Origin of the sequence: Paenibacillus sp. A3M_27_13 (genome assembly GCF_024213315.1) — a bacterium.
GTDB classification, from domain to species: Bacteria; Bacillota; Bacilli; order Paenibacillales; family Paenibacillaceae; genus Paenibacillus; species Paenibacillus polymyxa_B.
On record NZ_JANAVE010000001.1, the window covers coordinates 190,626 to 213,999 of the forward strand.

The 23,374-nt window shown below is 42.9% G+C and carries 22 protein-coding genes and 1 pseudogene; 5 read left to right on the plus strand and 18 right to left on the minus strand.

From position 1 onward, the window contains the following. Positions 1-2: 2 nt before the first annotated feature. The 5 genes and pseudogenes from NLX82_RS00815 to NLX82_RS00835 all read right to left on the minus strand — a co-directional run bounded on the left by NLX82_RS00815 (position 3) and on the right by NLX82_RS00835 (position 4,826). On the minus strand, positions 3-809 hold the full coding sequence (locus NLX82_RS00815; RefSeq protein WP_053325565.1) for an HAD-IIB family hydrolase: 807 nt from the start codon (positions 807-809) through the stop codon (positions 3-5). 533 nt (positions 810-1,342) lie between these two features. Continuing rightward, a pseudogene (locus NLX82_RS00820) lies at positions 1,343-1,720 on the minus strand (MFS transporter); the annotation flags it as partial. Positions 1,721-1,756: 36 nt separating this feature from the next. Beyond that, positions 1,757-2,758 carry an ROK family protein gene (locus tag NLX82_RS00825; RefSeq protein WP_254347409.1) on the minus strand — a complete coding sequence of 334 codons (1,002 nt, stop codon included), beginning with the start codon at positions 2,756-2,758 and terminating at the stop codon, positions 1,757-1,759. 455 nt (positions 2,759-3,213) lie between these two features. Continuing rightward, on the minus strand, positions 3,214-4,170 hold the full coding sequence (locus tag NLX82_RS00830) for a tyrosine-type recombinase/integrase (RefSeq protein ID WP_103744538.1): 957 nt from the start codon (positions 4,168-4,170) through the stop codon (positions 3,214-3,216). Positions 4,171-4,553: 383 nt separating this feature from the next. Beyond that, positions 4,554-4,826 (minus strand): hypothetical protein, encoded by a 273-nt coding sequence (locus NLX82_RS00835; RefSeq protein ID WP_028541675.1) that lies wholly within the window; start codon positions 4,824-4,826, stop codon positions 4,554-4,556. Positions 4,827-4,995: 169 nt separating this feature from the next. On the opposite strand from NLX82_RS00835, the gene aiiA reads away from it, so the two are divergent. From aiiA to NLX82_RS00850, 3 genes are all read left to right on the plus strand, one after another. Beyond that, positions 4,996-5,751 carry a quorum-quenching N-acyl homoserine lactonase AiiA gene (aiiA, locus tag NLX82_RS00840; RefSeq protein ID WP_254347410.1) on the plus strand — a complete coding sequence of 252 codons (756 nt, stop codon included), beginning with the start codon at positions 4,996-4,998 and terminating at the stop codon, positions 5,749-5,751. Positions 5,752-5,820: 69 nt separating this feature from the next. Then, positions 5,821-6,000 carry a hypothetical protein gene (locus tag NLX82_RS00845; RefSeq protein ID WP_141697507.1) on the plus strand — a complete coding sequence of 60 codons (180 nt, stop codon included), beginning with the start codon at positions 5,821-5,823 and terminating at the stop codon, positions 5,998-6,000. A 514-nt stretch (positions 6,001-6,514) separates the two neighbouring features. After that, a complete protein-coding gene (locus tag NLX82_RS00850) occupies positions 6,515-6,682 on the plus strand; it encodes a hypothetical protein (RefSeq protein ID WP_007432475.1) in 168 nt (55 codons plus the stop codon). Between the two features lie 117 nt (positions 6,683-6,799). Here the strand turns inward: NLX82_RS00850 and NLX82_RS00855 are convergent, their stop codons facing one another. From NLX82_RS00855 to NLX82_RS00905, 11 genes are all read right to left on the minus strand, one after another. After that, a complete protein-coding gene (locus NLX82_RS00855; RefSeq protein ID WP_075154258.1) occupies positions 6,800-7,846 on the minus strand; it encodes a FecCD family ABC transporter permease in 1,047 nt (348 codons plus the stop codon). A gap of 1 nt (position 7,847) precedes the next feature. After that, entirely contained in the window at positions 7,848-8,912 is a 1,065-nt protein-coding gene (locus NLX82_RS00860) for a FecCD family ABC transporter permease (RefSeq protein ID WP_025720646.1), read from the minus strand. A 224-nt stretch (positions 8,913-9,136) separates the two neighbouring features. Beyond that, entirely contained in the window at positions 9,137-10,087 is a 951-nt protein-coding gene (locus tag NLX82_RS00865; protein ID WP_256715645.1) for an ABC transporter substrate-binding protein, read from the minus strand. A 68-nt stretch (positions 10,088-10,155) separates the two neighbouring features. After that, positions 10,156-11,871, minus strand: coding sequence for an ABC transporter ATP-binding protein (locus NLX82_RS00870; RefSeq protein WP_069080614.1), 1,716 nt, complete (start codon positions 11,869-11,871; stop codon positions 10,156-10,158). A 32-nt stretch (positions 11,872-11,903) separates the two neighbouring features. Next, entirely contained in the window at positions 11,904-12,911 is a 1,008-nt protein-coding gene (locus NLX82_RS00875; RefSeq protein WP_069080613.1) for an ABC transporter substrate-binding protein, read from the minus strand. A gap of 219 nt (positions 12,912-13,130) precedes the next feature. Then, the gene (rbsB, locus tag NLX82_RS00880; protein WP_023988925.1) at positions 13,131-14,051 is read right to left on the minus strand and encodes a ribose ABC transporter substrate-binding protein RbsB; all 921 of its coding nucleotides are present in this window, start codon (positions 14,049-14,051) and stop codon (positions 13,131-13,133) included. A gap of 34 nt (positions 14,052-14,085) precedes the next feature. Beyond that, a complete protein-coding gene (locus NLX82_RS00885) occupies positions 14,086-15,054 on the minus strand; it encodes an ABC transporter permease subunit (RefSeq protein WP_013310465.1) in 969 nt (322 codons plus the stop codon). Position 15,055: 1 nt separating this feature from the next. Continuing rightward, positions 15,056-16,537 (minus strand): sugar ABC transporter ATP-binding protein, encoded by a 1,482-nt coding sequence (locus tag NLX82_RS00890; RefSeq protein WP_023988927.1) that lies wholly within the window; start codon positions 16,535-16,537, stop codon positions 15,056-15,058. Positions 16,538-16,567: 30 nt separating this feature from the next. Continuing rightward, positions 16,568-17,002, minus strand: a complete 435-nt coding sequence (rbsD, locus tag NLX82_RS00895; protein ID WP_023988928.1) for a D-ribose pyranase — start codon at positions 17,000-17,002, stop codon at positions 16,568-16,570. 1 nt (position 17,003) lies between these two features. Continuing rightward, a complete protein-coding gene (gene rbsK, locus NLX82_RS00900; RefSeq protein ID WP_068942581.1) occupies positions 17,004-17,882 on the minus strand; it encodes a ribokinase in 879 nt (292 codons plus the stop codon). Next, complete coding sequence (locus NLX82_RS00905; protein WP_053325576.1) at positions 17,875-18,903, minus strand: LacI family DNA-binding transcriptional regulator; 1,029 nt, start codon at positions 18,901-18,903, stop codon at positions 17,875-17,877. The genes rbsK and NLX82_RS00905 overlap by 8 nt, the downstream gene beginning before the upstream one ends. Positions 18,904-19,115: 212 nt before the next feature. Here NLX82_RS00905 and NLX82_RS00910 point away from each other — a divergent pair, with 212 nt between their 5' ends. Beyond that, positions 19,116-19,844: a DsbA family oxidoreductase gene (locus tag NLX82_RS00910; protein ID WP_254347411.1), complete on the plus strand. Its 729-nt coding sequence runs from the start codon at positions 19,116-19,118 to the stop codon at positions 19,842-19,844. Between the two features lie 94 nt (positions 19,845-19,938). Here the strand turns inward: NLX82_RS00910 and NLX82_RS00915 are convergent, their stop codons facing one another. Beyond that, on the minus strand, positions 19,939-20,727 hold the full coding sequence (locus NLX82_RS00915; protein ID WP_023988932.1) for an SDR family oxidoreductase: 789 nt from the start codon (positions 20,725-20,727) through the stop codon (positions 19,939-19,941). 188 nt (positions 20,728-20,915) lie between these two features. Then, positions 20,916-21,920, minus strand: coding sequence for a copper amine oxidase N-terminal domain-containing protein (locus NLX82_RS00920; RefSeq protein WP_254347412.1), 1,005 nt, complete (start codon positions 21,918-21,920; stop codon positions 20,916-20,918). Positions 21,921-22,170: 250 nt separating this feature from the next. On the opposite strand from NLX82_RS00920, the gene NLX82_RS00925 reads away from it, so the two are divergent. Then, complete coding sequence (locus NLX82_RS00925) at positions 22,171-23,088, plus strand: AEC family transporter (RefSeq protein ID WP_025720621.1); 918 nt, start codon at positions 22,171-22,173, stop codon at positions 23,086-23,088. Positions 23,089-23,374 lie beyond the last annotated feature (286 nt).

Below are 23,374 nucleotides of genomic sequence, written 5' to 3' on the forward strand. Positions count from 1 at the left end.
TATTATTGTTTTTGTAAATCCATCATTTTTTTTATCGTTAATAAGACACCGTTTTCTTCGTTGGATTTAGTGATAAAACTGGCAGCATTTTTAGTATTCTCACATGCGTTTTTCATAGCAAAACTATATTTTGCTATACTCATAAGTTCCACATCATTTTCACCATCTCCAAAAGATATGGTCTCATCCTCAGTAACCCCCAATATCTCTTGGAGTTTTCTTACCGTCTCCCCTTTATGGGTATGAAGGGCTGTAATATCCAGCCAATTTGCTTCAGAATCAACGATATAAATTTGATCCATTAGAGTCTTTTCAACATGTTTTCTTAATAAGGAACTTCTTCCAGTTGGATCATATACAGTTATTTTAAGAAAGCTACTGTTGATTTGATCAAATGAATCAATTTTAATCACTTCTTTATACGAGCCTTTCACAATTTTATAGTATTCGTCTTGAATATAAGAATGAACAAATGCTGCTGCCGTTGTACATGCTATGATAATGAAATCATTGGAAAAACTTTCGATATCTCTTATCGCTTGTAAAGCTAAATTGCGTTCAATCGTAAACTCTTTGACGACGACTCCATCCTTTTTAATCCGCGTAGCACTGTCCCCTAAGATCCAGATCCCTTTTCCGTGCTCGCCAAATAATTCTTCTACTCTTTCACACTGCTTGCCTGTACAAGCTACAAAGGAAATATTATTTTCTTGCATTTCTCCATACACCTGATTAAATAATTCTGCATCAAAAGTGCTACTATTATTCAGAAAAGTACCATCCAGATCACTTACTACCAGTTTAAACATATATAAATCCTCCCTTAATATATAAAGATCTTTATTAGCCAAGTTTAATTTACGGCTTTTCATTTTCTTTCCATGGATCAACATCAAAATCTCTATTAAAATCTTCAAACATTCATTTAATAGGTGCATTACATACCCTGTACACTTATTAAACCATTTAATTAAACATATTAATAAAGTGAGTAAAAAAAGTTCCTTTATTAAGTGGACATACAAAGTTATTCAAAAAAATCATCGATGGAGCGGTAAGGTTTTACTTCCTTAGGCTGCCCGGATAATGTTAAGCACCAATAAGTACCAATCCATATGACTGAGCAAAGTAAAATCAGTGAGATCATAGAGTGCCCTCGCTTTCTCTTTTAGGTTACACGTTTACTTTAGCTGATGAAACGCGTTTCAGGTCAAGTGATAATTTATAGAAAAGCACGTTATTGTCATGGGTGTTTATGATTTAAGATATAATCTTGGGTTAACCGTTCAAAGTTCTCTTTTTCAATGTACGATTCACTTGTTCTGAACTGAACAGCATAAAAAGGAAGCAACAAAATGAGTCCTCCTGTAATTGCAGTAAGTTGGCCAGCCAGAATTAACATACGATTATTTATTTTTAAAGTTACGAACCCCGTAATAAGCCTGCCTATCGTAATTCCACCGTAGTATAAGGATATCCAGCCAGCTGCAGTTTCGGCTGTAATGTTTCTGGCCCCTACCAAATAGCTGGCTCCCCATAAGCCCACCATGGCTTCCACACCACAATAAAACAAAAAAGCAATAAGCGTGTCCTTAACTCCTTTCATTCGAATTAGCTTTTGTTTGGGGATGTTCTTAACTTGTACAGTATTGTGATCTCTCTGTGAGTAGTCTGATTGGATTTCGGTTATGGGATTTTGTATCGCGGCAACACGTTGCCATCATTTCTCTCCCTCTCTTCACTACACATATATACATTATTTAAAGACAATGATTGGACGTTCCAATTCTTTTAGAGTTAACCCTCTCAACCCTGTTTTAAAATCTTCATAAAATAAATCTGAGAAAATAACCTTAGGATACAAAGGCATCTTATGTTTAGATTTGTAGGATTCTAAAAAATGAAAGAAAGACACTTCTTCTATATTCTCTCTATAGATCACAATTCGATCAGGATCAAATACAGATTGTAATATTTGAATAATTTCACATATACTATTGAAGAAAACTTCCGTTCCCTTACTCTCATCCCAAACTATCGACGGAAGGAATTTGATTTCACCAGCCAATCCATGTTTTCCTTTTAAAATCCCATTTCGCAAATAAATCCCCATTCCTGGTGGAGAATTCTCAGGAAAATAAATAGCCAGTACACATTGATCTTCATCTATTTGTTCTCTATAGACGTAACCACATATAGCGGCATTTACGTCATTCTCCACAATAACCGGCAAACCAAATTTGCTTTGCACATCCTCTGCCAACCGAATTCCATTTAATCTTTCATGACTGCTGACTGTAATTTCTCCATTTACAGATTGTCCCGGGATTCCTATTCCAATAACTTTAATGGAAGGATAGAGGGAAATGATGTCTTGAATCGTGGAATAAAATTGTGTAGCATTAAAAATTTGAAAGGGATGCTCTTCTTTCATCAGAGCATCCTCATTTAAATTCACTACCGTAGTACACACTACATCTGTCCCTTGTTTTTCGTTAATATGTATAATCAGTGCTAGACTATACTCATAATTAAAACGATAGGTTAACGCATGCCTGCCTCCGTTTGAAGGGACGATTTCATCTTCAAAGATCTCTCCATTATTAAGCAATTCCTGCATAAGGGTATTGATAGTTACCACACTTAAATCAGTCAATGCGGCTAGTTGGGGTTTTGTTGTCTTACTGATCTGTTTCAATACTTTGCGAACCAGGTTCAGATTTATTTCTTTAATTAAATTTGTATTAGCTTTTTCCATACATAGCACCTTCTTTTTATAACATCATAAAACAACTTTATAAACCATATTTATAAATTTGTTTCACTAATTTTGCAGTAAAATATTACCTTTGTCAAGGTAATATCGTACTAACCTTTAATTCACTATTGCTTTCCAGCTTATTCTGAATTATTCTCATGCTTAACATAAGATGATCGCTAAAATAAGGAGGCTAATCTATTGAAGAATGCTGTTGAAGAACCAAAATCGAATCGTATGCGCAAAATGATTGGGTGGCAGCTAATCAGTATCAGGTTGGAGCAAATCAATCAAAAACAAAACTAACGCTATGAAAAAGAATACTACGTTCATGATCATAATGACCTAAAGCCGTTGATGTGATTTTCAAGTCAGGATGTAATTTCCTCTGACGAGTTTACATAATGATTATTATGTAAACTATTTTTCATTTAATCTCAACTTTCATGCTATACTTACAATCCTGATATCGGTATCTGAATATCCAGCTTATCCATTGCTTTTTCTTTTTCCCGATCAGTGACATGTGTATATACTGTGGTTGTCTGAATGGATGAATGCCCCAGTAGCTCCTGTACAGTACGCAGATCTGCTCCCTTACGTAATAGCATTGTCGCAAATGTATGTCTCAGCTTATGGCTGGAATAAGCCTCCCGGCGTTCTATACTCTTATCTTGCTGGAATCGTTCGAACGTTTCTGTAGCGATCTGTTGAATGGTGCGCACTGCCAGACGGCGGCCTTTTTGGGATATGAACATCGCATCCTCTTTACCTCTCCACGGCGTCAATCTTTCCTCCAACGCATGCTCTACAAAATCACATACGGCTTCCGGTACCGGGAGAGTACGCCACTTACGTCCTTTACCGAACACATCTAACGTACGTCTTTCTCGGCTGTAATCCGAGACATTCAATGAATGAACCTCCCCCACCCGCAATCCCATGTAGACCATCAGCAGAAAAATAGCCATATTACGATTTGCATATTTCCCCTCCACCGCGAGCAAAAACGGATGAATATCCTTTTCATCCAGATAGACGGGCATACGATTCTTTTCAGTCTTTGCTTTCTTAATTCCCGCTGCCGGATTTGTGCTGCATAACTCAAATTCCTGTAGCGCTTTAAAAAAACTGTTCACCGCTGCATGCTTCCGGTTCCGCGTACTATCTCCGGCGCCTCCCTCCCGCGCTTTAGACAAATACGACATAACATGAATCTTCTTCACCTGATCGAGTGGTTTTTCACGCAACGTGCGCAAAAATTGCTTTACATCCCCCATATAATTTTTTTGCGTATGTATCGTATATCCCGCATCCTTCATCCAGATCAAAAAAGCTTCCAGCTCCTCAGTATATATTTCATCAGTTTCTTCAGTTGTATCGAGCTCCACATGTCGCAACTCTTTTTTCATCCCGTTCGCCTCCAATTCAGTTCATATTCCGAAATATACTGTAAAACGATCATTTTCGTCTGATTTTTATCGACAATCCAATCGACATCTTATGCAGGAGGGATTCTAAAAGTCGTTTTAAACCTAAACAGCGTATAATTTATATTATACGCTGTTTTTTAAGCGCTTTTTAAGTATAAATAAAGCGCTCCCCTCTTGTCCAGCCTGGTATCGCCTTCAAGCAGACATTTCAAAGAACTTAACGGGGTGGCATAGGGTCAGAGGGGGTCGATCCCACAATGTAGACAAATTAAAACACGCTCAAGAAAAGTTCTCCGAATGTAATTCATTCATATCCAAAACAAAACTAAATAGCCAATAGTCTTGCATGCAGCACCACTTCTCTACTTCATCAGCAAGCTGGGGCGCTGCTCTCGATCGGTAGCAGTCAAAATCGCCATAGTGGCCAAAACATGAATATCATATGCAGTTTCCAGCTCGCTATCCGGATCATCTTCCGGCGCGTGCACCATCTCCATATGATAGCCTGCTAGCTGATTGTAATTTTCACCCAATAGCAGCAGTGGATCACCAAGAATTTCACCGATTTTCGAGATGATGACCGTGTGATCCAGCTTCTGGGCAAATTTCTGCTGGACGCCTACATGCCTTATCATTTAAACTATTAAAAATTAATTTTCGAAAGAGTGAGATTACAACGACAGCATGAGGCTCCAGCACCCGGATCTTACAAACGAAAATACAAACATCACTTTCTGTCAGCCGAAACCCTGATTCATAACTACATAATAATTATTATGTAAACTAAGATTGGAGGATGATTGTATGATTAACAAATTGTACTGGTTACCGATCGGTCAGCTTGATATTGATCGCTCCTCACTCAACCATCATGCACAGCCCGGTGAACTGGTGCGCCTGCAAATCTGGTCGTATCTGCTGGAGACAGATCACGGTCCGATTCTCATTGATACCGGTATGCCGGATTCGTTTATCAACAATCCAAATTATTTTAAAAGTACACCGTTAGAAGGGCGCTTCATTCCCCATATGTCAGCCGATGATAGTATCGTGGCTGTACTGGATCGGATCGGCTATCAACCGGACGATATCCATGCCATCGTAATCTCTCATATGCATATGGATCATGCTGGAGGCAATCCGCATTTTCCGAATACACCGATTTATGTGCAGCAGACCGAAGCAGACGCTGCGATCGGTAATCTGCAGTATGCGCCACCGGAATGCGTGCAGGCGGACTTGAATTACCGACTGCTTCAAGGGGATCATGAGCTGGTTCCAGGTTTGCAACTGTTCTATACTCCGGGTCATTCGCCGGGTCATCAGTCCGCGCTGGTCACAACAAAGGAATCGGGTCCGGTCATGCTGACGATTGATGTTGCCTACACGCAGGAGAATTACGCAAACGACGTGCCGTTTGACGGCTTTGACCGTGAACAGGCACGCCAGTCAATCGCCCGCATTCAGCAGATTGTGCAGGAGGTTAAGCCGAATCTGTTGTTCTTCGGTCATGATCCTGAGCAGGTAGCCGTTCAGCCGGTATATCCACAATACAAATAATGATAATAAAGCAGCTATTTCTCCACCATTCCGGATCTTTTCGGTCCGGGGTATAAAGAAATTGGTATTATGAATGCACACAAAATAGACGTATCCAGAGCCGTGCTTCATTCGGATCATGGCTTCCAGTATACGTCTACGGCGTACACACAGGACTTGAAAAGTTCGGCCTCAAAGGCAAGTGGTGCGGACTGGCAGAATAGTCGTAATTCGGCCAGCTCCCCTCATGATCTCAATTTCTTTATTTGATTTTTAAATAATCAATATTGTATCTCCTCACTTCCAAAACGTTATAGCCTCTTATTCTTTTCTTTTCTTTAGGTAGTTGTAATGACTCCGACATTTAGAACTGCAAAATTTGGTTAACGGAGCTCGTTGATATGGAATAAACCAATGTTGCATTGAATACACCTTTGCAGTTCTAGTTGCTCCCCTCCATAGCTTTCAGCAAAATTTTAAATGGATTAATACACTAAATCCGTTTATATCAAAAAACATGAGCTAGTCAAATTATATACATGAAGTTAATTACGTCTAATCTCCTGTTATCGCCAGCATCAGGAAGTATATCTAAGAACTCATGGGGTGAGTCGCTGTCGACACGGCATGGATGATGAGAAAAAGTAATTTGCAGTCTCGCTCCGTTTTCCCTTGATCATCTAGCACGATATACTTAAAGAAGTCGAAAGGCAAACTTATATTCAGCCTATGCTCATTTCAAAAATGTAGGTTTATTCATGACAAAGGGAGTGTTCATTTATTTATGAGTACCGAAATGCTGGAACGTCGAAGTGAAATTCTAAAACGAAACATCCATCAGTTGCTGGTTCAGGAAAATCAACACGGCGTGACACGTCAGGAAAATTACACGTTGCATAAAATGATCAGAGAGCTGCATCAAACCTCTCATGCCTTGAATACTTCCCGTTGAGATGAAAGGCTGCTAAATCAAATGAAAAAAATAACCTTCAGCCCCACTTCCTTAGTGGTGTTGAAGGTTATTTGTTGTGTGTATCCTTTAATTGACAGGTGGTACCCTTTCGTGATGTTACCCTTTGGAGCGACTCAGCAGATATAAAAAGTATGGCGCACCAATGATGGCTACAATCAAACCTGTCGGTATTTCTTTCTGTAGAGGTAAGGATCGTGTGATCGTATCCGCTACAAGTACCAGGAGTCCTCCAACTAAAGCACAGGTTACCAGCAGCATTTTATGCTTCGGACCCACCAGCTTTCTCACCAAATGTGGAGCCACCAAACCGACAAAGCCGATACCGCCGCTAACCGAAACACTAGAACTAGCCAATCCAACCGCAGCAGCGAGAAGGAGAATACGTTCCTTTTCGATAGGTGTACCCAACCCCAATGCCGTCTGATCTCCCAGATTAAGCACATTCATCACATTTGCTTTGTAGTATGCGAAAGGAAGCAATACAATTAGCCAAGGCAACAGAGCCATTACGAATTTCCAGTTTGAGCCCCAGATGCTTCCTGCTAACCAATTAGCTACAAACGTGTAACTTTCAGGTGTCAGCTTAAGAGTCATAATGATCATCGCAGCACTGATACCCGCTGCTACGCCAATTCCGCTCAGCAGTAGCCTTGTCGGGGAAATTCCTTCGCCTTTCTTGTAAGAAAGCGCGTAGATGAGAATAGCAGCTGCTCCTGATCCAATCAGCGCAAGAGCGGGAAGTAAAAACAATGAATTCGTAGTTTGCATAGATGGAAAAAGCAATATAAACAGCATGACCATCAGCCCGGCGCCCGCATTAATCCCCAGAATACCAGGGTCCGCTAGGCCGTTACGTGAGACCCCTTGCATGATGCAGCCAGAAACAGCGAGACCTGCACCGATTAGAAGAGAAATAACCATTCGCGGCAATCGGAATTCAAAGAGGATTAATTCCTGCTGTGGAGTCCCTTGTCCAAACAAGGTTCTAAATAGCTCCATTGGCGAAAGCCGGATAGTTCCCGTATTCGCGCTTATGGTGAACGCAGCAATGAGCAATACGATCAGAATAATTACAACCATCCAATCATGGATTTTTTTACGATGACTAGCTTTGGCAATAGCCCCATTCGTAACGTTATTCATCTTACAGCGCCCTCCTTTCTTTACGTGCCAGATAAAGGAAGAATGGAACCCCAATTAAGGCAATAAGTACGCCCACCGGTGTTTCCTCAGGTGCGTTAATCATACGGGCTGCCAGATCGGCAAATACAATGAGTAAAGCTCCCATAATGGCCGAGCATGGAATAATCCAGCGATAATCGACGCCAACCAGCTTGCGGGTTATATGGGGAATAATTAATCCCACGAAACCTATAGAACCAACCAACGACACCGCTGCACCCGCCAGAATCAGAACAAGAATCATCCCGACTACCTTTACCACCCCAGTTCGCTGACCTAGACTTAACGCAATTTCGTCTCCCAAACTAAGCAGCGTAATGGAGCGCGACAACATGAGAGCGCCGATAAAAGCTGCCACAACCCAAGGCAAAACTATACCGAGCTGAACCCACTTGGTTCCACTAAGCCCTCCGGCATACCAAAAGGCTAAATCCTGTCCAACATTAAAGTACAAACTAATTGCATCTCCTAAGGCAGACAGCAATGCCGTGACAGCTGCGCCCGCCAATACAAGACGAACTGGCGTAAGACCTGATTTGGAGATGGAGCTTGTACCATATACCATCACAACAGCCAGAGCTGCACCAACAAAGGAATACAACATTAACTGTAAAAAGGAAGATCCGGGAAAAAGGGCAAAGCAAATCGCCATCGCCAAGCTGGCTCCCGAGTTCAGTCCAAGCAAGCCCGAGTCAGCAAGCGGATTTCGGGTCATTCCTTGCATAATTGCACCTGCTACGGCAAAGCAAACTCCGATTAGAACCCCACCCAGAATCCGAGGTAGACGGATTTCCCAAATAATTTGATGGTTTTGTAACTCGGGTTTAAAATGAAAAACGGCGTTCCATACCTCTTCTAGCCTAATAGAGGCTGCACCAAAAGATAGGGATAGCGCGATACCGAACGCTAAAAGTCCAAGCCCAGCTGTCAGGATAAGCGAAGCCGCCCAAGGTCGCGAGTGGAATTGAGTCGGCGACTGGTTATGATTACTTTGAGCAGGGCTATCCGATGATTCTGATAATTTCATAACTATTGTTCACCCTTACTGTTGAATAGTATGTAGCTATCACGAACTGTGTTGAAGATGATGTTGATAATGAGAATTATTATCATGCAATCTTTACTATTGTAAATTAATGTGGCAACGGCTTCAATAGCAAATTTCGAGGAATGCCTAATGATCTGCCCTATTGTGAAAAAATAAAGCCCTTCGGCATAAATACCAAAGGGCTGCCAACAACACCGAAGCGACTACTTCTGTGCGGCGTTCTCTTTATTCCGCTGGACGATCATATCTGCGATTTCTTCAGCTTGCCCTACAATAGCGATGGGATCGAAGTACCAATATCGATCCTCTTGGAGCTCAAAAACCTTACCTTGCCGGACTGCATTCAGTGATTTCCATATGCTGTCTCCTTCGTAACCGCCCAAATCCTTGTTAACCGTCAGAAAGATATAAGAGCCGGCATATTGATTAATGACTTCTTTTGACACCGATTTCCATTGAGTCTCACCTAATAATTCTTTTTGGACAAGCGGCGGAGGTGTCAAATTCAGTCCTCTGTATACCGCCTGTCCTCCTCTGCCAAAATTATCACCATAGACATAGTATTCTTTTTCCGAAGCTTCCATTACGGTGAAAGTATCTCCAGGCTGAACAATTCCCTTTAGCTTGTCACGTGCAGCCTGCATTCGCTGATCGTATTGAGCAAGCCATGTTTTGGCTTCCTGTTCTTTTCCAAGCAGTTCACCAAAAGCTGTCAGTTCCTCATGCACATTCTTGTACGTTCCATAAGGAATCACGATGGTCGGAGCAATTTTACTGTATTTTTCATATTCAGAAGCATCTTTGGAACCAATCAGAATCAAATCCGGCTGCAGAGTCAATACTTTCTCAATGGATACACTTCCGCGGTCTCCAATGCTTGTAATTCCCTGTACAAGATCCTTCGAAAACGGATTATCCAGATAATATTTAACACTTCCCACAGGTTTAATTCCTAGTGCTAATAAATCATTCAGGTACAAATCCACTACAACCCGCTGAGGGTGAACCGGTATCTTAATATCTCCATGAATCGTTTTGACTGTTTTCGTTTCCTCTGATTTTTGTTCACTAGAAGTTTGATTCTGCTTTTCATCCGGCTGCTTTACGTTTCCACCACAGGCGGTAAGAACTAAAATGACTGACAGAAGCATCATCACAATCCACATTTTCTTTGTCAAACTCGTTCATTCCTCTCTCTATTTACGGCGTCATATCGACCTATTTACGTTCCATATTGAGCTTGGTGCAGGCGGCTATATGCCCCTTTTACTGCTAATAACTCTTCATGTCTGCCTTGCTCGGCAATCCCTTGATCTGCAACTACGATAATGCGGTCAGCATTTTTGATCGTTGCCAAACGATGCGCAATAACGAGTGTCGTACGGCCTTGGGATAGCTCTGTCAGCGCCTGCTGAATCGCGGCTTCTGTCTCTGTATCCAATGCTGATGTCGCTTCATCTAAAATGAGAATTGGCGGATTTTTAAGGAACATCCGGGCAATAGACAAACGTTGCTTTTGACCACCGGAGAGCTTCACACCCCGCTCACCGATCATTGTATCCAGACCATCCGGATATGAGCGAACAAGGTCTTCAATCTGAGCTCGACGAGCAGCATCCCAGATTTCTTCTTCCGAAGCATCCAGCTTACCATAAGCGATATTTTCACGAATCGTTCCATCAAAGAGGAATACATCCTGCTGTACGATACCAATCATGGATCGCAGCGATTCCAGCTTCATTTCACGGATATCCATCCCATCAATGGTAATGCTGCCTTCCTCGACATCGTAGAAGCGAGGCAACAAACTGCAAAGTGTCGTTTTACCTGCTCCTGAAGGACCCACAAGTGCTACGGTTTCACCCGCATGGATAGATAGGTCCACTTTGCGTAATACCTTATCTTTGTTCTCGTAACCAAACGTTACACCTGCAAATTGAATATCTCCATTAAGATGGCTAACCGCCTTGGCTCCTGGCAGATCTTCTACATCCGATTCACTTTCCAGCAAATCCAGATACCGTCGGAAGCCAGCAATCCCTTTCGGATACGTTTCGATGACAGAATTAATTTGTTTAATCGGCCCCAGGAATACATTAGACAGCATCACAAATGCGATAAATTCCCCGTAGGTCATCTGTCCTTTGATAACAAACCATGTTCCACACACAAGCACAAACAATGAAACCAGCTTCATTAGTATAAAACTAATTGAGGAATTCCAGGCCATAATCCGGTACGCGATCAGCTTCGTTTTACGGAAACGTCCATTATTTTCAGCAAAACGCTCCATTTCATGAGCTTCGTTGGAGAACGCTTGAACAACACGAATCCCGCTGACGTTATTTTCAATACGAGCGTTGTAATCCGCAATATCAGAAAACATACGATGGAAAGCAGCAGACATTTTTCGGCTGAAATAAAGAGACAAGTAAATCATGAGGGGTACAATGATGAAAGTCAGTACAGCCAGCTTCCAGTTAATACCGAGCATGATACCAAAGGCTCCCCCCAGTGTCATCAACGCGATGAACAAATCTTCAGGTCCGTGGTGGGCAATTTCCCCAATATCCATTAGATCGTTGGTCATACGTGAAACGAGATGCCCTGTTTTGTTATTGTCAAAAAAACGAAAAGATTGCTTTTGTACCCGATCAAACAGCTTTTTACGCATGTCCGATTCGATGTTAATGCCCAGCTTGTGCCCCCAATAGGTAACCACGTAATTCAGCGCAGCACTTATGACATAAATACCGAGTAGAGCTAGACAGGCATATAAAATCCATTTCCAGTTTCCGCTGGGCAGCAAATCATCGACCACCCGGTTGACTGCAAGCGGAAAAGCCAGCTCCAGCAGTGCAGCTAGCAAGGCACAAGAGAAATCAATGATGAACAAAGTCCGGTAAGGACGGTAGTATTCAAAAAATCGTCTAAGCATAGTCATGACTTCTCCTTTCTAATTTCGAGTGATTATTTAGGATCGACGGAAAGCATGTTAACGGCTTCATCCAGCGATTTGTCAATAGCCAGCGGCGAGTAGGTAAACCACGGGTCAGCTTTGATGAAATACACTTTGTGGTTCTTGACAGCCGGGAGATTTCTCCACAATGCACTTTGCTCAATTTGCTTAAGCATTCCGTCCTTGCTCGCTTCATCATAAACCAGCATAATAATTCGGTCTCCTGATAGTTCAGGTAACTTTTCCATTGAAATAACATCATAAACATAATTAAATCTCGGGTCCTTCGCCAGCTTCTGGCGTATGTACTCAGGAGGATTCAATTCCAGTGAACGGTAAATAACATGTCCTACATTCCGCGCTCCGTATACCCTTAACACATTCTTATCGTAGGCCATATAAATCGTAACCGTTTCATCTTTTTTAAATTTTCCAGCCAGCTTCTTTCGACCTTCTTCAGCCTTTTTGTTGAAACTAGCGATCCACTGCTCGGCTTCCTTGTCCTTACCCAGCACGGCTGCGACATTCCGCAGTTGCTCAAATACATCGCCTTCTCCAAACGAAACGACTACGGTTGGAGCAATCTTCTCCAGCTGCTCCTTCACTTCTGGCGTGGTATATTCTGTTGTGATGATCAGGTCCGGTTGTAACTCCAGCACCTTTTCTACATTTGTCGGGTTCCCAATATCCGCAACTCCGTCAATCTTACCTTTTAAATAGTTGCCTTCCAACAAATGGGAAGCAGCACCTGCAGGCTTAACTCCCAAGGCCAGCATAGCATCCAAATATTGTGTCGTGACAACTCGCTGTGGATTTGCAGGGATACTGATCTTATTGCCAGTGGCATCAGTATACTCGCGCATGACAACCGTTTTGGATTGCCCGGAGGGATCATTAGTGCTAGTCTTGTCGTTTGTCTGGTTGTTACTAGCTGCGTTTCCACATGCACTCAATACAACCATCAAAAGAACCACAAGACAAAGCGTGGATTCCCATTTTAATCTGTACCTTTGTTGCACAATATACGTCCTCCTTAGATATATACAATTCATAATATGATAGTGATTCTCATTATCATATAATTGTTATTCTATCTTTTACCGTCTCTTCTTACAATACAAAAATAAAAAACTTCCATTTATGTGTATGTATCGTCATTGTAGAATAGCCAAAAAAAGGACTGATGCGCATTACAGCATCAGTCCGAATAGCTTAATATGTTGAGTCAAGCGCCCTTTTTATTTCGATTGATCCACTAACTCCAGCTTAGCGGGAATGGATGTTTTCACGGTTTTACCTTGAAGTACATCCTTGGCTGCCTGCACCGCCAATTGACCAATAAGCTCGGGTTGCTGAGCTACGGTGGCTGTCAGTTTCCCTTCCTTAATTGATTTAAGCGCATCCTCGTTACCGTCAAAACCGATGACTGGAATGTTCTTACCTGAGCTTTGGATTGCTTCGATCGCACCCAACGCCATTTCATCATTGTGGGCAAATACTGCCTGTACGTCCGGGTTTCCTTGCAGCAGATTTTCCATCACGTTCAAACCTTTGGTCCGATCAAAATCGGCCGATTGTTTTGCTATGACTTTCAGATCCTTATCTGCTACTTCATGGAAGCCTTTCCCACGTTCACGGGTAGCGGATGCTCCTGGAACACCTTCCAGCTCAATCACTTTGGCACCTTTTCCAACTTGATCAATCACATATCTGGCAGCCATTCGTCCTCCCTCTACGTTGTCTGAAGCGACGAGTGCTTTTACGTCTCCTTTGTCAGCAGAACGATCCAGTGTAATAACCGGGATGTTCAATGCATTCGCTGATTGTACCACAGTGGAGATGGCCGACGAATCTGTCGGATTAATGAGTAACGCGTTTACTCCCTGTTGAATCAGATCATCCACGTCATTACTTTGTTTCGCCGAATCATTTTGTGCATCCACAACAATGACCTGCATTCCTTGTTTTTTGGCCTCTGCCACAACTCCGTCTTTGAGAGAGACGAAGAATGGATTGTTCAGCGTTGAGATCGACAAGCCGATTTTAATGTCCTTCAGGTTCGCGGCCGCTTTAGGTTTGGCCCATTCGGGCGGTTCCAAGGAACACCCTGTCATGAGCAGGAGCAGCAAGGCAGTCATGATTAATATAAGCTTTTTCATATTTATGTGTCTCCTTCTACGCAGATTAGGTGTATTATGCGGATTTTTTACGGTCAATCAATACAGCAATAGCGATGACTATCCCTTTTACGACCATTTGATAAAAAGAGTTAACCCCCAGCAAGTTCAAGCCATTGTTTAGTGTACCGATGATAAGCACACCAATTAACGTACCTACGATTCGTCCGCGTCCTCCCGAGAGGCTTGTTCCACCTAATACGACAGCCGCAATGGCATCCAGTTCATAAGAAGTACCCGCTGTCGGTTGTGCCGAGTTCAAACGTGAGGTCAAGATAGCACCCGCCAACGCGGAAAGCATTCCAGCCAGAGAGTAAATCCAAATTTTCACACGCGGTACTTTAATACCGGATACAATCGAAGCCTTCTCGTTACCACCGATGGCATACGTTTTGCGTCCGAATGGTGTTTTATGCAAAATGATCCATAGGACAGCAAAGGTAATGAGCATCGTAATCGCTGGAACCGGAATACCGAACTGATAGCCACGACCGAACAATTGAAATACCAGACTGTCTCCGAGTCCTGTAATAGGGTTACCGTTGGTATAAACGAGTGTTAATCCTCTGAAAATGGTCATGGTTGCTAGTGTAGCGATGAACGGAGCCATTTTACCTTTCGTAATCATCAAGCCGTTGACCATGCCCATCACGCCACCCAATGCACAGCCAATGATAATCGCCAAAATAGGATCGAACCCGGCCAGCATCATATTTGCGACAAACGCACTGGATAGTGCTAATATGGAGCCGACTGACAAATCAATTCCGCCTGTGAGAATAACGAAGGTCATACCGAACGCAATTAACGCATTAATAGATACCTGGCGCAATAAATTCAAAATATTAAGCGGTTCCAAAAAGCTGGGATTTAAGACCGATACGATAATTACCAAAATAATGAGTCCCAACAACGGGCCAAGCTTCTGTGTGATTTGTGACATTTGAAAGCCTTTGCTGCTTTTTGATTCATTCATAGTTGTCATATTACTGTCCTCCTGTAGCTAGCGTCATAATATTTTCTTGTGTGGCTTCTTCCCTGCTCAGCTCTCCGCTGATCTTTCCCTCGTGCACCACGACAATACGATCGCTCATGCCGAGTACCTCAGGGAGTTCCGAGGATACCATGATAATCGCGACTCCACGTTCGGTCAGCTCGTTCATCAACTGGTAGATTTCCCGCTTGGCTCCCACATCCACACCTCTCGTCGGTTCGTCAAGAATGAGTACATTTGGACCAATACCTACCCATTTGGCAATAACCACCTTTTGCTGATTACCACCTGACAAACTGCGAACCGTTGTTTCGCCCGATTGGGTTTTAATTTGTAAGCGCTTAATTAAAGTGTTAACAAAATCTAGCTCTTTTTTACCTGAAATAAATCCTTTTGAAGTAAAGCTGAACAGATTTGGCAGCACCATATTTTCCCGGATGGAAAAGTCCAGCACCAAGCCCTCATCTTTTCGATCTTCTGTAATGAAGCCAATCCCTAGTTTCACCGCATCATCCGGCTTACGAATAGACACTTTTTTTCCACGCACATGAATCTCACCACGATCCAAAGCATCCAGTCCAAATAACGCCCGCATGATCTCGGTCCGTCCCGAGCCCATTAAGCCTGAAAAACCTACAATTTCCCCAGATCGTACAGTGAAATTCACATTTTCAAATAACCCTTTATGCGAAGCATTTTTGACCTCCAGCACCACTTCTCCCAAAGCAGGCGTTCTTACCGGGTAGCGTTCAGTCAGCTCTCTACCCACCATTTTCCGTACAACTTCATCAAAATGCGTATCGGGAATCGCCTGAGTATCCACCGTTTTCCCGTCACGCATGATGGTAATCCGATCACAGATCGCGAATATCTCCTCCATCCGATGTGAAATATACACAATCGAAACACCATCTTTTTTCAAGGAAGTAATAACCTCGAACAGCTTCTGAATTTCTCGTTCGGTTAAGGCGGCTGTCGGCTCATCCATCACGATAACTTTAGCATCCGTCATGAGTGCTTTGGCAATTTCAATCATCTGCTGTTGACCCACTGAACAATCGCCTGCTTCACCGTTCAATGGAAGATTTACCGAAAGCTTGCTGAATTGTTCATTTGCTAGCGCTTTCATTTTGGAGCTGTCTAGTAAGCCCCACTTGGATGTCATTTCCTTGCCGATAAATAGATTTTCCAGCACGGTCATCTCCGGCCACACATTCAGTTCCTGGTGAATAAAAGCAATTCCTTTTTGCTCCGCTTCTTTGGGGTCGGCAAAATAGGTTTCCTGACCGTCAATGATGATCGTTCCCTCATCTCGCCGATGCAGTCCGATTAAAATATTCATCAGCGTTGATTTGCCTGCACCATTCTCACCCATGAGGGCATGTACTTCTCCTTCACGAAGATCAAAGTCAACACCACTCAGTACCTGATTGGTTCCAAAGGCTTTGTGAATTCCTTTCATTTGAATCTGCATGCTGTACCCTCCTTTTTATTCAACATTGATTTATCCAAAATGAACTCCTGCCTGCAAAATACAATTGGCAAACGGCTTAGCCTCTCCTGTACGAATGACCGCCTTCGCATACCGGGTCAGCTCCTTGAATTGTTCATGAGGGCAAAACTCAATGACGGCTGCCTGCTTATTAAGCTGTGGCTGTTCTAATTGCTCCCCTGCAAAGGTGCGCATAATATACTGTAATGCTTGTTCATTTTCTTGTTTAATTTCTTCGGCCAGCATTACTTTTTCGATCACCATATCTGCTGCAATGACATCAACGACGTCCTGAAAGGATGGAACCCCCAATTTAAGGGCCAAATCAATTTTGGTAACGCCTTCAGGAACAGGTAAGCCAGCATCAGCCACGACAATATAGTCTGTGTGGCCGAGATCCGACAGTATTCTGGATATATGACTGTTTAGGATTCCATGTTTCTTCATATTATATTTGCTCCTCCACTTCACGTCGGGTTGGCATTCCACCTTGGGCTCCAAATTTGGTTACGGACAATGACGCAGCACGATTAGCAAATTTCACACTGTCTGCCAACGAATTTCCTTCAGCCAATGCCACTGCAAAAGCAGCGTTAAACGTATCTCCTGCACCTGTTGTATCAACGGCTTCTACTTTATAAGTAGGAACCACGACTTCCTGTTCTCCGTCGAAGAATCGTACACCGTTGCTGCCCTCAGTCACAAACAGCTTGTTGGGATATTTGCGCAACGCTTCTTGCAGGCTCATATCCTTAAACATAATGGCAGCTTCATGCTCGTTTGGCGTAATGTAGGTCGCATTCGCAATTACGCTTTCTTCCACTTCACGAGCCGGGGCTGGATTCAGCAACAAGGGTACCTGGTACTTCGCACAAATTTCGCTTACATAAACAACCGTTTCCGACGGTATTTCCTGTTGAATTAACACAATATCCGAACTTCGAATGACGTCAAGTGCTTCTTCCACATAGGCGGGTGTCACTTCATTATTTGCTGCTTTTACCACGACAATACTGTTATCACCTTCAGCTAGTACAATATGCGCTGTACCGCTTTCCATATGTGTAACCGGTTTCACATAGCCAGTATGAACATGATTTTCTTCAAAATTCCGTAAAATCTGTTCTCCAAAATGGTCATCCCCTACACGTCCAATCATCGTAACGTCTGCTCCGAGTCGTGCTGCGGCTACTGCCTGATTGGCTCCTTTACCTCCAGGTACGGTTGTAAAGCTTTCACCCAATACCGTTTCACCAGCACCGGGACGTTTGGACGAAGTAACTACGAGATCCATAGAACTGCTTCCGATAATTGAAATTTTAGCCATCATGATCCACCTTTCTTGTCGTTTCCCGTTCTATAAATTTGACGGGCAATTGTATGCTTGAATAGGTAAGTACTTTCGAATGAAGATTAGGTACGCTTGACTTCGTTACTTGCGACTGCTCAATCAACTGAATGAGTAGCCCTGCTGCTTCCCAGCCCATTTCATAAGCAGGTTGTCGGATCGTTGACAAAGGCGGGAATAACAAACTACTTAATGGTATATCATCAAACCCGATAATTTGAACATCATCAGGGATTTTCTTTCCTAATCTATGTGCCTCATGCATCACCGCTGTAGCCACGATATCGTTACTTGCGATAACTCCGTCCGTATCCGGGTACTTGCTAAACAGCTCTTTGGCCCACGACTCGGCCTCCTTGAACGAAAAGGAGGTTGTCTCGACCACATGGTAAGCAATTCCGGATTGCTGAAGCTCTTCAACCGCCCCGCGAAAACGGTCTTGTGCTGGACGAATATGTGCAGGGCCCTGCATGACTGTAATTTGTTTGCTGCCGCGGGCAACCATTTCTTGAGCAGCCAAGCAACCGCCATGGGCTCCATCTGCATATACGGAGAGGCTGTCACTGGAAGTTCGATCGAGAAAAACGACCGGGATCTTCAGTTTGGCATAACAATCGGCATCGGGATCATTGGTAGAAGAAATAACACCAACGACATTATTTTGAACAAAAGTATCCATGTAATCCAATTCTTTTTGGCGATCTTCATCACTATTACCGAAAATAATCCGAAAATCATTTTCCTGCATTCGATCCTCCACCCCACGAGCTAACAAGGGAAAGTAAGGGTTCGTAATATCCGGCAGCAGCAGGCCGATTAATCTGGATTTCTTTTTATACAAAGAACGTGCAACTTCATTAGGCTTGTAATTTAACTGCTTCACAGCAGCCTCTACCTTTCGCCGTGTATCCTCATGTACATATCCAGTTTCATTAATAACTCTGGATACGGTCGCTACGGAAACACCTGCAAAGCTGGCGACTTCTTTAATTGTTGTCATAGTGTAGGTTCAACTCCAATGTGTAACCGGTTACACATATAAAATATCACAGCATTAATTTTTTGACAAGCATTAATTATTTGCACGTTGAATGCTTTAGCTTTATAATTCTTATTGTAACTAATGAAGTTCCACCTTAATACACATTCTAAAGGGGGGAGCACCACTCCCAGTTACTCAATAAAATACGTATACATGGAGGCTTTTTCCTTATGAATATCGAAGTTTGGTCTGATTATATGTGTCCATTCTGTTATATCGGCAAACGCCGTTTGGAGCAAGTATTACAGCAATTCCCACATCGCAATGAGGTGCAATTGACATTCAAGAGTTTCGAATTGAACCCGAATGCTGTGAGAGATAGTGGTAAAACGATCAATGAAGAACTATCAGCTAAATATGGGGTCAGTCTGCAAGAGGCTCAGGCTATGAATGATCGAATGAACGAAAACGCACGCTCTGCGGGTCTTGATTATAATATTCATGCCATGGTGCCGACGAACTCTCTTGATGCTCACCGCTTAACACTTTGGGCTCAAACACAAGGCAAAATGCTGGAGCTGAGCGAGCGTTTATTCCAAGCTGTTTTCATCGAAGGCAAGCATACAGGGGATCATGAAGTGCTGGTAGCGCTGGCTACTGAAGTTGGTTTGGGTCAAAAGGAAGCGGCTGCTATATTAGCCAGTGACCGTTTTACCGACGAAGTTAGAGCTGATGAAGCCGAAGGCGCTGAGTTGGGTGTTCAGGGTGTGCCATTCTTTGTATTTGATCGAAAATTTGCTATTTCTGGTGCCCAGCCGGAGGAAGTATTTCATGATGCGCTTCAAAAAGCATGGGATGAACGCTCACCTTTCACCATGATAAGCGGCAGCTCGTCCAAACAAGATGCAGGTGGTTTATGTACCGATGAGGGTTGTGAGCTTCCAGGCCGTGAGGGCTGAACAGTCCGTGAATGAAGATTTTCTACTTCCTAAATAAATTTTAAAAAAGCGTGCCAGCACTCAATTAAACCTGAGGCTGGCACGCATCTTTATTTTATAACGATTTAATCATTCCGCCATCCACAAGGATGGTACTCCCTGTCAAATAGGATGAAGCTGAAGACGCCAGAAAAGCAACAACTTTACCGAACTCTTCAGGCTCTCCATACCGTCCCAATGGAATGCCCTCTTCTGCTTGTTTGCGAACCTGATCCGTCGTTTGCTGGGTTTTCTCAGCTCGATGCTCGTCCAAGCTACGCACGCGATCAGTTGCAATTCTCCCCGGTGCTACAGTATGTACCAGAATATTATGAGGAGCTAATTCCAGAGACAATGTTTTTGCCAATCCAGCAACTCCAGTACGCAGCGTATTTGAAATGATTAACCCCGGAATTGGCTGCTTAACTGAGGAAGAAGCAATATTTAAAATCCTACCGCTTTGTTGTTTTTTCATATATGGTAACACTTCACGGATCAACCGGATATGACTAAGTAAATTTTGTTCAAAGGCCTGCATCCACACTTCATCTGTAAAATCATCAAAGGTACCGGCAGGAGGCCCACCCGCATTGTTAACCAAAATATCCACGGTGCCAAACAAATCAGCTGTACGGCGGATGGCCTGGGAGATATGTTCTGGTTTTGTTACATCGCAAACTACATATTCAACGCGGCCACTCGCTGTTTCCAGTAATTCCGCCTGCGTCCGCTGAAGCTCTGCTTCGTTCCGTCCTGAAATGACGACATTCGCACCCTCGCGTGCCAGCTCTCGTGCGCTTGCCTTGCCGAGTCCTTTACTGGAACCTGCAACAAAGGCTGTTTTTCCCGTTAATCCTAAATCCATCTATGACACTCCCTTTTCTAAGCGTTCTCTATTTAATTGTACACATGACCAGCACATAATGCGAATAGCTTGGTAGTATTATGAAGGCTATCTATCTTCTCACCATTAAAAAGAATACGAAATCATTAATTGCAAGGTAAAACAAAAAGGCCTGACAGTTAGTCAGGGCCCTTTTTGTTTACAGCACGTTATGATGTTGATGCAGGTGTTGTTGTTGTCTGCTCGTATACAACAACGGACTGGCTCTCAGGCTCCCATTTAACATTTGTCCCCAAGGCCTCTCCGATTACCCTTACAGGTACCATTGTCGTCCCATCCACTATGGATGCTGGCTGCTCGATAGAATACGGCTGACCGTTAATATATGCTTTTGGACTGTTAACAAATAATTTGACGGACACGCCGTTACGGGTGACAGTAACAGCCTTTTCTTTCGGATCCCAGGAAACCTTTGCATCCAAAGCTTCGGAAGCTGTTCTAAACGGAACAAGTGTGGTCCCATTGCGGTTAATCGGTTTGGCATCGTATTTTTCACCATTCACGAACAGCTTCATACCCGACGGCCGTCCGGCCTTCTTCGAGAATTCACCCAGCTTTTTGTAGCTGTCCAGATCGGACACATTAGCCAGTGCCGCCTCCTCCTGCATGTAAACGGCATCAGTCACATTTCCGTTTTCAGCCAGTAGCTCAGCTGCCTCAGTCAGTGCTTTACCAGAATTCCGGATCAATTCAAGTTCAGCAACCTGCTCCGGAGTCAAACGGTTTGGGTATTTCGTAAGCAGCAGATTCGCAATAACCGCTCCTGCCGGCTTATCCTTCGTATTTTCTACCGCGTGAAGCAGACCTTTGTAACCGTTGCGTCCCTTGTGACCATTATGGTCTTTGGACTCCTCGTATGTATCATCTGTTACTGCAACAGGTTCGGTTTTTCTGATTTCTGCGTGTTTGTCTTTTTTACTGTTTTCATCCTTTTTCCCGGATGCTTTGTCCTTTTGTTTTTTGGACTGATCATTGTCTGAGTCATGGGGATTGATTAGCTCTTCCCCGCTCTTTTCATTCCCGTCTTTAACAGACGTCTTTGCTTCCTGTTTGTTCTCCTGATCATTTCCGCGTCCCTGCTTGGCTTCAGCGGTTCCCGCTGCCAAACCCAAGACCAGTATACACGCTAGTAAAGCTGTCCAAGTGTTTCTCATGATGCGATTCCTCCTTATAGTAAAGACCGGGCTCAAATGTCCCTAGATGTATTAACGGCTTCTCTAAGCTGATTTTTTATCTTTTCTTATCTAATGTGTGAGACACTACTATAGCTGCAGTCCATATTGTCAAAATCACTATAAAATTTTATTATACGCCTAACCTATTTACACAGTATAATGAGAATTACACATGCATTTTTAAGAATCAGCCTTTACATTCGCATAATAGAAAGAAGATGAAACAGACATGTTCGGCACCATTCTTTTGGACGTTGTTTTACCTATTTTTGTACTTATCGGTTTTGGTTGTATCATGCAATATTATTTTCGACTGGATTTGTATACCTTAGCTAAAATCAATTTTTACTATATCACCCCCGCAGTTGTGTTTACAGGTCTTTATAACTCGGAAATTTCTTTAATGCTCATGGGTGAGGTTTCACTTTTTTATGCCTTGTACATAGCTATTCTGTACGTAATCAGCACTACCGTCGCCAGATCTCTGAAATACAGCCCCGGAATGCGCGGAGCTTTTACAAATAGTGTGATGCTAGATAATTCAGGAAATTATGGTCTGCCAATCAATCAGTTGGTGTTTAAAGGTGACCCGTTGGCCATTTCCGTTCAAGCTCTGATTATGACCTTTCAAAGCTTTGTCACTTTTACATACGGCACTTTTGTTGTGCAAAACGGCAAGGCCAATACTCGAAAAATATTAATTAACTTTTTTAAAATGCCTGTTCCCTATGCGCTTGCGCTAGGTTTGCTCCTTAATCTGCTGCATAGTCCGTTGCCTAATTTACTGGCTGAACCTTTGAATTATATTAGTCAGTCGATGGTTGCTGTGGCTCTGCTTACTTTGGGAGCACAAATTGTGCAATATCCCTTTCGTTTGCGCCGGACAGCCGTGTACATTAGTATGGTACTACGTCTGATTGCTGGTCCAATGGTCGGTTTTATGCTCGTCTTGCTGCTGGGTCTTAAGGGGATTCCGGCTCAAGCCTTGCTCATTGCATCGGGTATGCCTACCGGCGTTAATACAAGTATTTTAGCGGAAGAATATAAAAATGAACCCGATTTTGCCGCACAAACAGTATTACTTTCTACGATTGTGAATGTCATTACGATGACACTGTTAATTTCAGTATCCCGGCATCTTGTTTGAGGTGTATGATAAATATAAAAAATGGATTAAAGACGCTTTTTGTCTAAGGACAGGAGCGTTTCTTTTTCAAGATAAAGGGAACAAATGTTCGTGTTAGTGTTTCTTTTTTCTACTTAAAGTGGTGTGTTTGTTTTGTGGAGATCGTATGCGAGAAAGAGTTTTTTTTCTATTATGAATTTTTCATATAGTGAAATAATTATATTATTTAATTTGAATCTCTATTAGTAGCTGTTTTCAACTTGTCGTTGCTTTTTCCAAAAAAAAGAATGCGGGACAATAAGGTCGT